We start from the raw sequence: 12,326 nt of genomic DNA, 5'->3' as shown, positions 1-12,326 counted from the left end.
AAATCTTGAATCAGCGAAAGAGCATGGTTGAACCTGTGTTTTCAGCATTGCGGGGAATTCAGGGTTTGGAACGTTTCCGGCGTAAGGGATTATTAGCGGTAAAGCTCGAATTTACCCTGCATGCAATGGCCTATAACTTATCAAGAGCGGTTGCTCTGATATTATGGATGATTTTCAGTCTATTATTTGTACAAACTAAAATCAGAAAAAGAGAAAATCTGCACGGTGGGATATTGTTGAAAAAAAAATTCCACCCCTTTTGCGACAGCCTCAAATCGCGTGGGGTTTTAGTGTTTTTGCGGTCTTTATAGATTGTGTTGAGATGTCATAAAGCCGGCCAGAATGGATCAAACATTAAACAAAAAGTTCATTACATCGCCATCTTGCACAATATAATCTTTCCCCTCGGCGCGCATTTTGCCGGCTTCTTTGGCGCCTTGCTCGCCGTTATAGTGAATAAAATCGGCAAATGAGATTGTCTGGGCGCGGATAAAACCTTTTTCAAAATCGGTATGAATTTTACCTGCCGCTTGTGGTGCGGTGGCACCAACAGGGATGGTCCAGGCGCGAACTTCTTTGATCCCGGCAGTGAAGTAAGTTTGTAAGTTAAGTAACTTATAACCGGCGCGGATCACACGATTTAGTCCCGGTTCTTCAATACCTAACTCAGCCATAAATTCGTCGCGTTCATCTTCATCCAGTTCGGCGATATCGGCTTCAACGGCCGCACATACTGGCACCACCACCGAGCCCTCTTTTTCAGCAATGGCCCGCACTGCATCTAGGTGGCGATTGTTGTTAAAACCATCTTCACTCACATTAGCAATATACATAGTTGGTTTGAGGGTTAAAAAACTGAGATAGAGGATGGCGGCTTTTTCTTCTTTACTTAACGCTAGAGTTCGTAGCATCTCTGCGTTTTCAAGATGCGGTAAACATTTTGTCAAAATGTCTAATTCAATTTTTGCTTCTTTGTCGCCACCTTTAGCTTTTTTCTGAATGCGATGAATAGCGCGTTCACAGGTATCTAAGTCAGCTAATGCCAATTCAGTATTAATGGTATCAATATCTGCTAGTGGATCAACCTGGCCGGCAACATGGATGATGTTATCATTGCCGAAACAGCGAACAACATGGCCGATCGCTTCAGTTTCACGGATGTTAGTTAAAAATTGATTGCCTAAACCTTCGCCTTTAGATGCGCCTTTTACCAGTCCGGCAATGTCGACAAACTCCATTGTTGTCGGTAGTACTCGCTGTGGTTTGACAATTTGCGCCAATTGATCAAGACGAGGATCAGGCATCGGTACTACACCGGTATTAGGCTCAATAGTACAAAAAGGGAAGTTTGCTGCCTCGATGCCGGCTTTGGTCAGCGCATTAAAAAGCGTTGATTTTCCTACATTGGGCAGACCAACGATACCGCATTTAAATCCCATAAATATGTTACCTTAGTTTTTATCTGTTCAATCGCGTATCGCTAATTGATAAATATGAATGAATTTATCGATGATTATACACGTAAAAGTTACCTTGCCGAAGATATGATGTAATAGTATTAACTCGATGCCTTAAAAGCGTGCAACTGATTTACTGCTTTATTAACGCCTTCATTAAGCAGGATCGGTGTACAACGTATTGCTTCATCAATGGTATCATCGATTAATTTTTGTTCCTGGAGGGTGGGTTTATTCAACACAAAGCCGACAACTTTATTTTTATCACCGGGATGACCAATACCGATGCGTAAACGATAAAAATTAGGGTTGTTGCCTAGTTTATTTTGAATATCTTTAAGACCATTATGTCCGCCATTGCTGCCGCCTAATTTTATTTTGGCAGTGCCTGGCATTAAATCTAATTCGTCATGGGCGACAAGAATTTCAGCTGGCTTAATACGATAAAAACTGGCTAATGCTAACACTGATTTTCCACTAAGATTCATATATGTTGTCGGTATCAGCAAGCGAACATCATTATTTGCCAAGTTGATCCTGGCGGTATGACCAAAAAATTTACTTTCTTCTTTTAGTAATTGATTATGTTGTTTGGCTAATAATTCGACATACCAGGCGCCTGCATTATGCCGAGTTAACGCGTATTCAGAACCTGGGTTAGCCAGACCGACGATCAGTTTTATGTTACTCACCATATTCTTTCACTATTGAGCGGTTTTAATTAAAGAATATAGCTTACCTTTTCTGACAACCGACTACAAAAAGTTAAATTTGATGACAGTAGAATAGGTTGATCAGGTTAGCTGCATAAAGGCTAGGGGCTGTCGTCACGAGTTAAAGAGAAGTATCGTTTGTTTTTTTTTAAACAAAAACAACAGAGAAAAGGTAGATTTACATCATAAGTTTGATTAAATAAATCATCTTACAGGCATGGTGGTGAGTAAATTTCGACCATAAATTGAATGTTAAATATACTATATCTCGGTATGTTCATCTTGTGACGACAGCACCTAGATAATCTAGACGGCGACAATTTTAATTATTTACGCTAAAGTAACTTTTCTAAAAGTAAAAATAACGAACGGATAACCGGAGGTCAATTTGATCCCGAATGTATCAAAAGCGCTATCATGGTTAGAGGCACGTCCTAATATTTTACATGGTCTTCGTCGAGGTATTGAACGTGAAACACTGAGAATTACACCAACAGGCGGACTGGCTAAGTCTCCTCACCCTGATAGTTTAGGGAAAGCGTTAACTCATCCATGGATCACGACTGACTTTGCTGAAGCATTGTTGGAATTCATCACCCCAGTTGATAATAATATTGGGCACGTTCTAGCATTTTTAAGAGATTTACATCGTTATACAGCACGTCATCTTGATCATGAATTGATGTGGCCATTAAGTATGCCTTGTTTTATAGAGCGCCAAGATAACATTAAACTCGCTCAATATGGTGTTTCTAATATTGGTCGTTTTAAAACTTTATATCGGGAAGGATTAAAGAATCGTTATGGGGCATTAATGCAAACAATTGCAGGGATCCATTATAATTTTTCTTTACCGATTGAATTCTGGCAAGCGTTGGTTGGTGTTAAGGATGCCGAAAGTGGTAAGGATGAAATTTCTGCTGGTTACTTTCGACTCATTCGTAATTATTATCGCTTTGGTTGGGTTATCCCCTATTTATTTGGCGCCTCGCCTGCAATTTGTGGTTCTTTTTTGCATGGAAATGCCAGGCATCTTCCTTTTGAGAAAACAGCTAAAGGAACCTATTATCTCCCTTATGCCACATCGCTACGAATGAGTGATTTGGGATATACCAACAAATCCCAAAGTGATCTGAAAATCACCTTTAATGATCTAACGACTTATGTTACTGGTCTTAAGCAAGCAATAAAACAGCCTTCTCCCGAGTTTACAAAATTAGGTATATACAATAAAGATGGTAAACATTTGCAGCTGAATACCAATATTTTACAAATTGAAAATGAGTTATATTCGCCGATTCGCCCCAAGCGAGTGCTTATTGGTGATGAGTCGCCATCCGATGCACTGTTAAACAGAGGAATCGAATATATTGAAGTTAGAGCTTTGGATATTAACCCATTTACTGCCATTGGTATTGATGAAGCGCAGATCCATTTTCTTGATCTCTTTTTAATCTGGTGTGTATTAGCAGATGCGCCCGTGATGGATGAAAGAGAATTAAATTGTTGTCGTACGAATTCGAATCGAGTGATCCTTGAAGGTCGTAAACCTGGACAAATAATCGGTGTGGGTTGTGGTGAATCAATGAGACCTTTAAAAGAGATTGGGCAGATATTATTTGATGATTTAATTAGAGTTGCTGATGTGTTAGATGTTAGTGGCAATACGCGATATCGTGAAATTTGTTCTCAATTGATAGCAATGTTTGAAAATCCAGATCTTACTTATTCTGGCCAAATATTATCCCCGATGATTGAACAAAGTATTAGTCAATATGGTTTGCAATTAGCTAAGACCTATCATCAACAATTAAGCAATGAACCTTATAAAATGATTACTGAAACTGAATTTACTAATGTTCGTGACACCTCGATTAGCAAACAGTTTGCAATTGAACAAGCGGATAAAATAAGTTTTGAGCGTTACTTAAAGACCCATATCGGGTAAGAATAAATAAATGGCCACTTTGAAGTGGCCAAAATAAAATCTCTTAGAGAATAGGATGATAACAATTTTCGCGTCTTGCTTATGTAAGACTTGCGATATGAAAGGAAGTTCCATTTATTTTGTAAAAAATTAATTTTTTGGAGATCACAGTAATGCCATTACTTGATAGTTTTATGGTTGATCATACCCAGATGAAAGCACCTGCTGTGCGTATTGCTAAAACGATGAAGACTCCTCATGGTGATGCGATCACGGTATTTGATCTTCGTTTTTGTGTGCCAAATAAACAGCTATTAACGGAGAAAGGCATTCATACATTAGAACATTTATTTGCCGGTTTTATGCGTGATCACCTCAATAGTAGCGATGTAGAGATTATTGATATTTCACCGATGGGCTTTCGTACAGGATTTTATATGAGTCTAATCGGCCAGCCTAATGAGCAATCTGTTGCTGATGCCTGGAAAATGGCTATGCAAGATGTACTTAAAGTGACGGCTCAGAATCAAATACCTGAGTTAAATAAATATCAGTGTGGTACTTATGAAATGCACTCTTTAGTTGAAGCTCAGCAAATTGCTCTCAACGTGATTGAAAGTGGCATTGTGGTTAATAAAAATAACGAACTAATGTTATCGAAAGAAAAGTTAACGCAATTATCATCATAAAATAGCCTATAAAAAGCGGCTAAAATGATAGCTAGGATGGTTTTTGTTCTATCGTGAAAGGCAGGTCAATCGGCATTGCTCTAACTTGTTTAATCACGTTGCCATTGATAGCTAATACTATAAAACGGTACTTACCTATTAGGATTTCAGTATTTAGCATTGGAATGTCACCTAGCTCTTCTAATAACAGACCATTGATAGTCCTGGCGCCGTCAACCGGTAAGTGCCAATCAAAAGCTTTATTGATTTCTCGTATATTAGCAGTACCATCAATTAATACAGCACCATCGGTTTGTGGTAAAGCTTCCTCGGCTAAACTGGGAGACATTGAGGTAGTAAAATCTCCAACAATCTCTTCAAGAATATCTTCTACTGTTACCAGCCCTTGAATATCACCATATTCATCAACAATAATACCTACTTTTTCATTATTACGTTGAAATTTTATTAGCTGTGTATTTAATGGCGTACTCTCTGGAATAAAATAAATTTTATCCGCAGCTCTGATTAGATTTTGCTTGTTAAATTCTTTCTTTTCGACCATTAGTCGATAGGCTTCACGAACACGTAGCATGCCGATAATATCATCAAGGGTATCTCGGTAAAGAACAATTCGACCGTGTGGTGAATGAGTTAGTTGGCGGATAATCGATTTCCATTCAGTATTAACGTCAATCCCAACGATTCATTGCGAGGAACCATAATGTCGCCTACAGTGACTTTTTCTAAATCTAAGATTGAGATCAACATATCCTGATTACGACGAGAAAGTTTACTTTTGAATTCATTAACAATCGTACGCAATTCATCTTTGCTAATCGCATCGCTACTAATAATGGGTGATTTAATACCAAAGAAACGCATGAACATAAGGGTGATGGTGTTAAATAACCAAACAATGGGTAATATCAATTTCTGTAGCGGTTTAAGCAGAAGACTGCTAGGAAAAGCCACTTTTTCTGGATAGAGTGCCGCCATTGTCTTTGGTAGCACTTCAGCAAAAACCAGGATTACAAAAGTTAAGATACCAGTAGCGATGGCAACACCAACATCACCATAAAGTCTCATACCAACAATAGTTGCTAACGATGAGGCCAATATATTAATCAGATTATTACCAATCAAAATAAGACTGATTAGGCGATCTGGTTGTTTTAATAGTGATTCAACGCGACGAGCAGCTTGATGGCCATGTTTGGCTAAATGGCGTAATCGATATCGATATCGATTAAGGGTCATCATTCCTGTTTCTGAGGCAGAAAAATAGGCTGATAAGATAACCATGACAATAAGTATGATGATTAAAGTACTTGTTGAAACCTGCTCCAAGGTAAAATTCCTATGTTGTTCATTAGTTAATCATAAAATAGTCTAAAAAATTAAATGACGATTACATGTTGTAGTAATCGATTACCAAAAAAAGCCAATGTTAAAATAAATGCGCCAATCAGATTAAAAACAATCACCCTTCTACCGCGCCATCCATGATGAAAGTGACCCCATAACAAAATAATGTAAATAACCCAAGCACAAATAGATAAAATAGCTTTATGGATGTTTTCTTTATTAAAAACATTATCCATAAACATCATTCCTGTTCCGAGGGTGAGTGTCAGTAAAATGACCCCAACTTGTATAATGTGGAACATTTTACGTTCAATAACCATTAATGGTGGCATATCAGGTGTAAATATTAATTTTTTATTTTTTAATTGATAGTCTAATAAAGCTAACTGTAGGGCATATAAAGCGGCAATTATCAGGGTTGCATAGCCTAATAATGCTAGCCCGATATGAATAAAAGTCGCCACACTTGCTTCTAAGTGGGTAATAAACTCACCGGGCATAATGGTTGCTAATAGTAAGTTGATAATAGACAAACTATAAACGATTGGTAGCAGGAACCAGGCGCGGCCGTTAAAGGCAACAATGGTCATAATGATACTGATTAACAAACTGACGATAGAGCCTAAGTTTAATAAAGTTAAATTCTGGCCTCCGCTAACAAAGATCAATGTTTTTAATGCGATACCATGACTTACCAGAGCAATAACTGCTAATATGAGTGTCAGCCTGGCATAAAGTTTTTGTTTACCAGCTAAAGCTGGCATGATGAGTATCACACTCAAAAAATAGGTACTAATGGCGATAATAGCGAATACTGGCATAATATTTTATTTGTTAGCTAATTTATTAAATGTGAGTTAGTTAGTATAGCGTTTGCCAGCATTGCCTCCAACAGTTGTTCACTATTTTTATGAAACTCGATGCAGAGATTGAATTATCATCGTGTTATAATAAAAATTAACTGACAGCAGATCCCTTTAACAGAATTGAGTTAAGCACATGTTCGATAATTTAACTGACAGACTTTCGCGTACATTGCGCAATATTAGTGGCCGTGGAAGATTGACTGATGACAATATTAAAGAAACATTACGTGAAGTTCGCATGGCTTTATTAGAAGCTGATGTTGCTTTGCCAGTCGTACGCGAATTTATTCAATCGGTAAAAGAAAGTGCAGTAGGTCAAGATGTCAATAAAAGCCTAACACCAGGCCAAGAATTCGTTAAAATTGTGCAAAATGAGCTCATTAAAGCAATGGGTGAGGAGAACAGTGCTTTAAATTTAGCCGTACAACCTCCCGCTGTTATTCTTATGGCCGGCTTGCAAGGTGCGGGTAAAACCACCACTGTGGCTAAATTAGGCAAATTATTAAAAGAAAAACAGAAGAAAAAAGTTTTAGTGGTTTCTGCTGATATTTATCGTCCTGTTGCTATTAAGCAATTAGAAACACTCACTCAAACAGTCGGGATTGATTTTTTTCCATCAACTGCCAGCGAGAAACCCGTTGAGATTGCGACTAATGCGCTACAACATGCAAAATTAAAATTTTATGATGTGCTAATCATCGATACTGCTGGTCGTCTGCATGTTGATGAAGCCATGATGGAAGAAATTCAGGCAATCCATCGCACTATTAATCCAATTGAAACCCTATTTATCGTTGATGCGATGACCGGGCAAGATGCCGCTAACACTGCTAAGTCTTTTAATGAAACGTTGCCATTAACCGGTATTATATTAACAAAAATTGATGGTGATGCTCGTGGTGGTGCCGCATTATCAATCCGCCATATTACGGGTAAACCGATTAAATTTTTGGGTATAGGCGAGAAAATTGATGGCTTAGAGCCTTTTTATCCTGACAGGATTGCCTCTCGTATCCTTGGTATGGGAGATGTTTTATCACTGATTGAAGAGATAGAAAGCAAAGTTGACCGTGAAAAGGCCGAGAAGCTTGCTCATAAACTTAAAAAAGGGAATAGTTTTGATTTAAATGATTTTCTTGAGCAGCTTAAACAGATGCGAAATATGGGTGGTATGGCGAGTATGTTAAGTAAAATGCCAGGCATATCCCAAGTTCCTGATGCGGTTAAGTCACAAATGGATGATAAAGTGTTGGTTAAAATGGAAGCGATTATTAGCTCGATGACCACTAAAGAACGACAAAAACCAGAGATTATTAAGGGATCACGCAAGCGGCGTATTGCCGCTGGTTCTGGCACACAGGTACAGGATGTTAACCGATTACTTAAACAGTTTGATGATATGCAGCGCATGATGAAGAAAATGAAAAAAGGCGGGTTAGCTAAGATGATGCGTGGGATGAAAGGTATGATGCCACCGGGTTTCCCTGGCGGTTAACAACCAGGCATTAAATAAACAATTCGTACTTTTGATTGCTTTTTATCTTAAAAAGAGTAGAATCTTAGGGCTTCTTATATACAACCAGACTCTATTCCTCGATAGGGTCTGGTTGTTTTGTTAACTAATGAGGATGTTATGGTAACAATTCGTTTAGCTCGTGGTGGCGCTAAGAAGCGTCCGTTTTATCAAATCGTTGTCACAGATAGCCGTAATGCACGTGATGGTCGCTTTATTGAGCGTATAGGCTTTTTTAACCCTATCGCATCAGGTAATGCAGAAGAGTTGCGTCTAGATTTAGATCGTGTTGAACATTGGGTTGGTTTGGGTGCATCAGTTTCTGATCGTGTTTCGACACTGATCAAACAAGCAAAAAAAGCAGCTTAATTTACTACGGTGGTGGTGGTGAGCAAAGAGGTTTGCCTTAAGATCCCTGTTAATCCTATTGTGTTAGGAAAATTAGGCTCTGCGCATGGCATTCGTGGTTGGCTCAGAGTTTTTTCATCCACCGAATATACCGAAGATATTTTTGAGTATCAGCCTTGGTTTATTCAACGTTCGGGTCAGTGGCAACGACTGGAATTAGAAGGTTGGAAACATCATAACCAAGATATTATCATAAAAATAAAGCATATTGATGATAGAAGTGCTGCTAATTCAATGGCTAATTGCGAAATTATCGTCGATTCAGCACAACTACCTATACTTGAAGGTAATGAGTATTATTGGAAGGATCTGATTGGTTGCCAGGTCATAACTACTAAAGGTTATAGTTTGGGCTATGTTCAGGATTTAATGGAAACAGGCTCAAATGATGTACTGGTAATTAAGGCAAATCTGAAAGATGCATTCGGTATTAAAGAACGGCTAATACCGTTTCTTGATGAACAGGTGATCAAAAACGTTGATCTTACTACTAAGACAATTGAAGTAGATTGGGATCCTGGATTTTAAACGCCGATTGAAGGTTTTATGAGTGGAACGCAAGATGTGGATTGGGATTATTAGCCTGTTTCCAGAAATGTTTCGCGCAATAACCGAGTATGGAGTGATAGGTCGTGCAGTGAAAAATGGCCTATTGAATATACAGTGTTGGGATCCGCGAGATTATACTCACGACAGGCACCGCACTGTAGATGATCGCCCTTATGGCGGTGGTCCAGGTATGTTGATGATGGTACAACCTCTTAGAGATGCCATTCATGCAGCAAAATCTGAGATCGGTGAAGATGCTAAAGTAATTTATCTTTCACCACAGGGACGCAAACTTAATCAGCAAGATGTTTGCCAATTGACGGCAAATAAAAAGCTTATTTTGGTTTGTGGTCGATATGAAGGTATTGATGAACGGATCATTGAAACTGAAATTGATGAAGAATGGTCAATTGGTGATTATGTTCTTAGCGGAGGAGAATTACCAGCAATGGTAATGATCGATTCAATTTCCCGGTTTATTCCTGGTGTATTAGGGCATCATGCATCAGCGGAAGAGGATTCTTTCATGACTGGGTTACTTGATTGTCCTCACTATACCCGTCCTGAGGTGTTAGAAGGTATGGAAGTTCCGAGTGTCTTATTGTCGGGCAACCATGCTGAAATAGAGCGTTGGAGAAGAAAACAGTCACTAGGCCGAACTTGGCTTAGACGACCTGAACTTCTAACAAGCCTAGCTCTGACTGACGAGCAGAGAATGTTGTTGGCAGAATTCCAACAGGAATATGAAGAACAGCAACATATTAATTGAGACATTGTATCACACTGTCTTGTATATATCAGTTTACCTAGGGTAAGAGAGTAATTATGAGCAACATTATTAAACAGCTTGAAGAAGAGCAAATGAAGCAAAATATCCCTTCATTCCGTCCAGGAGATACCGTAGAAGTTAAGGTATGGGTGGTTGAAGGTTCTAAAAGACGTTTGCAGGCATTCGAGGGCGTGGTTATCGCTATTCGTAACCGCGGTTTGCATTCAGCATTTACTGTTCGTAAAATTTCTAATGGTGAGGGTGTAGAGCGTGTATTCCAGACACATTCACCAGTTATCGACAATATCACAGTTAAACGTTGTGGTGCTGTTCGCAGAGCTAAATTGTACTACCTGCGAGAGCGTTCTGGTAAAGCAGCTCGTATTAAAGAGCGTTTGAACACTAAATAATTCGCTTTTCGCTTCATCCTAAAAATCTAAAAAGCTCGCAAATTTTTGCGAGCTTTTTTATTAGCTATTTTCAGCTTATTGCATTATTCGTTGTTATTTTTATTAAATCTTTTGTGTAATTTTTTATAAACGGGAAAATATTTTTCTTTATTTGAGGCGTAAATTTTTTTGTTTATTTTCATTATATTATGTGTTTTTTGTTCTGCTTTTATTTTATTGGTAAAGTAAATGTTACTGTGTGTCGTCGCCATTGGATTGTATTATTTACAGTTCGTGTTATGGTATAGCTGAATTTCAAATCGGTGTAATGCAATATAGGAAAAAAGTTAAACAGGTTAAAATAATGATCATGCAAAAAGATGAGCTTAATAATGTTAATATTTCTGATGAACAAATTTTAATTACACCGAAAGAGCTTAAAAAATATTATCCATTGGATCATAATAACCAGCAAATAATTAGCCAATCTCGCCGAATTATTGCTGATATTATTCAGCACCGTGATCCACGGTTGTTAGTCATTTGTGGCCCCTGTTCTATCCATGATGTGGATGTAGCGCTGGAATATGCTCATCGCTTAAAGCAGTTAGCAATCGAACTGAGTGATAGCTTATATATTGTCATGCGGGTTTATTTTGAAAAACCACGTACCACTACGGGCTGGAAAGGTCTGATTAGCGATCCGATGATGGATGGTTCTTTTGATATGGAAAAAGGACTACATATCGCACGTAAACTACTGGGCACCTCGAAAAACTCAAGATTTTCAATTAACCCTTGGCTTTCATTCTAAATAATTAGATTTTTTTTGATTATCACGCTACTGATTCTATCGCACATTGCCCTGGCTAGGGCCATTTGACCCATTCTGGGCGTCAGAAAGCCACGATGCACGCGCTCTGGAAGTACGCCAACCGCTTTAGGTTGTAACATGCTGCCATCATCGTCATGGCAAAATTAGCGCGCACCTGTCCAATGGTGCGGATCAGTTTTCTACCCATTTGTTCCATCGCCGCAAATGCATGTTCAACCCGTGCCCTAGTCTTTGCAATCCTGTGGTTTCGCCCTTGCTGAGTCTTGGACAACGGTTTGTTTCGATGGCCTTTACGCTGAATCTGGCTCCTATAGCCGTTTGCCTTCAGCCAAGCTTCCCGCTCCGCAGAGGGATAGCCTCGGTCGGCGTAGATATTGCGATTGGTGTTGGCCTTGTCAATGACCCTTTCGAAATGCTGACTGTCGTGGGTGCTGGCCGTATCGGTGACGATTTTTCTGATGAATTTGTACTTCTTATCCATGTTTACCGAAAGCTTATAGCCATAATAAGCGTGTTGCTTAATAGTGAAATAAGGGTGTTTCGGTGATTGAAGTAAATTTTACGCTGTTCTGAGATGGAAATTCCAAAGACCTGCGCTAAGGAGTAAGAAGGTATCATCAATAAAGGGTCTACGATTCCGTAAAATTTGGGTCATGCAACCGAGGCGCTTGATACCCGCGATGGCGTGTTCAACTGTAATACGGATGCCCGAGATTATTTTATTTTCTTGTTTTTGTTCAGGCGATAAAGGTCTTTTTCGAGTTCCTTTTTTTGGGATTTGTGTATTAGGATGCTGTTTATCTATACCTTGAAAACCGGTATCTGCCCAGATGGTTACCTCAGGAGGAATATGGCGAATTATAT

The 12,326-nt window shown here is 38.8% G+C and carries 12 protein-coding genes and 3 pseudogenes; 9 read left to right on the top strand and 6 right to left on the bottom strand.

The window, feature by feature from the left end; all coding sequences use genetic code 11:
* A partial coding sequence (locus CBG25_RS03605) for a transposase (RefSeq protein WP_290604576.1) occupies positions 1-311 on the top strand: 311 nt, incomplete at its 5' end.
* Positions 312-347: 36 nt separating this feature from the next.
* Here the strand turns inward: CBG25_RS03605 and ychF are convergent.
* Together ychF and pth are read right to left on the bottom strand one after the other, a co-directional pair.
* On the bottom strand, positions 348-1,439 hold the full coding sequence (gene ychF, locus CBG25_RS03600) for a redox-regulated ATPase YchF (RefSeq protein WP_290604574.1): 1,092 nt from the start codon (positions 1,437-1,439) through the stop codon (positions 348-350).
* Positions 1,440-1,558: 119 nt separating this feature from the next.
* Positions 1,559-2,149: an aminoacyl-tRNA hydrolase gene (gene pth, locus CBG25_RS03595; RefSeq protein ID WP_290604572.1), complete on the bottom strand. Its 591-nt coding sequence runs from the start codon at positions 2,147-2,149 to the stop codon at positions 1,559-1,561.
* Between the two features lie 409 nt (positions 2,150-2,558).
* On the opposite strand from pth, the gene gshA reads away from it, so the two are divergent.
* A complete protein-coding gene (gshA, locus tag CBG25_RS03590) occupies positions 2,559-4,118 on the top strand; it encodes a glutamate--cysteine ligase (RefSeq protein WP_290604570.1) in 1,560 nt (519 codons plus the stop codon).
* Positions 4,119-4,270: 152 nt separating this feature from the next.
* Positions 4,271-4,786 (top strand): S-ribosylhomocysteine lyase, encoded by a 516-nt coding sequence (gene luxS / locus CBG25_RS03585; protein ID WP_290604568.1) that lies wholly within the window; start codon positions 4,271-4,273, stop codon positions 4,784-4,786.
* A 31-nt stretch (positions 4,787-4,817) separates the two neighbouring features.
* Here luxS and CBG25_RS03580 read toward each other — a convergent pair.
* Positions 4,818-6,115 (bottom strand): annotated as a pseudogene (locus CBG25_RS03580) (CNNM domain-containing protein).
* Between the two features lie 50 nt (positions 6,116-6,165).
* On the bottom strand, positions 6,166-6,954 hold the full coding sequence (locus CBG25_RS03575) for an inner membrane protein YpjD (RefSeq protein WP_290604566.1): 789 nt from the start codon (positions 6,952-6,954) through the stop codon (positions 6,166-6,168).
* 178 nt (positions 6,955-7,132) lie between these two features.
* Between CBG25_RS03575 and ffh the strand changes: the two genes are divergently transcribed.
* The 6 genes and pseudogenes from ffh to CBG25_RS03545 form a co-directional block, all read left to right on the top strand.
* Positions 7,133-8,494: a signal recognition particle protein gene (gene ffh, locus CBG25_RS03570; protein WP_290604564.1), complete on the top strand. Its 1,362-nt coding sequence runs from the start codon at positions 7,133-7,135 to the stop codon at positions 8,492-8,494.
* 138 nt (positions 8,495-8,632) lie between these two features.
* Positions 8,633-8,881, top strand: a complete 249-nt coding sequence (gene rpsP / locus CBG25_RS03565) for a 30S ribosomal protein S16 (protein ID WP_032115483.1) — start codon at positions 8,633-8,635, stop codon at positions 8,879-8,881.
* Positions 8,882-8,896: 15 nt separating this feature from the next.
* Complete coding sequence (rimM, locus tag CBG25_RS03560; protein WP_290604562.1) at positions 8,897-9,448, top strand: ribosome maturation factor RimM; 552 nt, start codon at positions 8,897-8,899, stop codon at positions 9,446-9,448.
* A gap of 34 nt (positions 9,449-9,482) precedes the next feature.
* The gene (trmD, locus tag CBG25_RS03555; protein WP_290604560.1) at positions 9,483-10,238 is read left to right on the top strand and encodes a tRNA (guanosine(37)-N1)-methyltransferase TrmD; all 756 of its coding nucleotides are present in this window, start codon (positions 9,483-9,485) and stop codon (positions 10,236-10,238) included.
* Positions 10,239-10,294: 56 nt separating this feature from the next.
* The gene (gene rplS / locus CBG25_RS03550; protein ID WP_290604558.1) at positions 10,295-10,648 is read left to right on the top strand and encodes a 50S ribosomal protein L19; all 354 of its coding nucleotides are present in this window, start codon (positions 10,295-10,297) and stop codon (positions 10,646-10,648) included.
* A 343-nt stretch (positions 10,649-10,991) separates the two neighbouring features.
* Positions 10,992-11,390: pseudogene (locus CBG25_RS03545) on the top strand (3-deoxy-7-phosphoheptulonate synthase); the annotation flags it as partial.
* 133 nt (positions 11,391-11,523) lie between these two features.
* Here CBG25_RS03545 and CBG25_RS03540 read toward each other — a convergent pair.
* Together CBG25_RS03540 and CBG25_RS03535 are read right to left on the bottom strand one after the other, a co-directional pair.
* Positions 11,524-11,991: pseudogene (locus CBG25_RS03540) on the bottom strand (transposase); the annotation flags it as partial.
* A gap of 30 nt (positions 11,992-12,021) precedes the next feature.
* A partial coding sequence (locus tag CBG25_RS03535; protein WP_290603625.1) for a transposase family protein occupies positions 12,022-12,326 on the bottom strand: 305 nt, incomplete at its 5' end.

The sequence above is a fragment of the Arsenophonus sp. ENCA genome (assembly GCF_002287155.1).
Lineage (GTDB): Bacteria > Pseudomonadota > Gammaproteobacteria > Enterobacterales > Enterobacteriaceae > Arsenophonus > Arsenophonus nilaparvatae.
Note: the sequence above shows the minus strand (reverse complement) of the source record. Positions and strands in the feature narration are given on the sequence as shown.

Bases quoted from the DNA above. Each gene is read 5' to 3' on its own strand.
- ffh (WP_290604564.1), top strand. From the start codon at position 7,133: ATGTTCGATAATTTAACTGACAGACTTTCGCGTACATTGCGCAATATT.
- trmD (WP_290604560.1), top strand. From the start codon at position 9,483: ATGTGGATTGGGATTATTAGCCTGTTTCCAGAAATGTTTCGCGCAATA.
- rpsP (WP_032115483.1), top strand. From the start codon at position 8,633: ATGGTAACAATTCGTTTAGCTCGTGGTGGCGCTAAGAAGCGTCCGTTT.
- rplS (WP_290604558.1), top strand. From the start codon at position 10,295: ATGAGCAACATTATTAAACAGCTTGAAGAAGAGCAAATGAAGCAAAAT.
- luxS (WP_290604568.1), top strand. From the start codon at position 4,271: ATGCCATTACTTGATAGTTTTATGGTTGATCATACCCAGATGAAAGCA.
- ychF (WP_290604574.1), bottom strand. From the start codon at position 1,439: ATGGGATTTAAATGCGGTATCGTTGGTCTGCCCAATGTAGGAAAATCA.
- CBG25_RS03575 (WP_290604566.1), bottom strand. From the start codon at position 6,954: ATGCCAGTATTCGCTATTATCGCCATTAGTACCTATTTTTTGAGTGTG.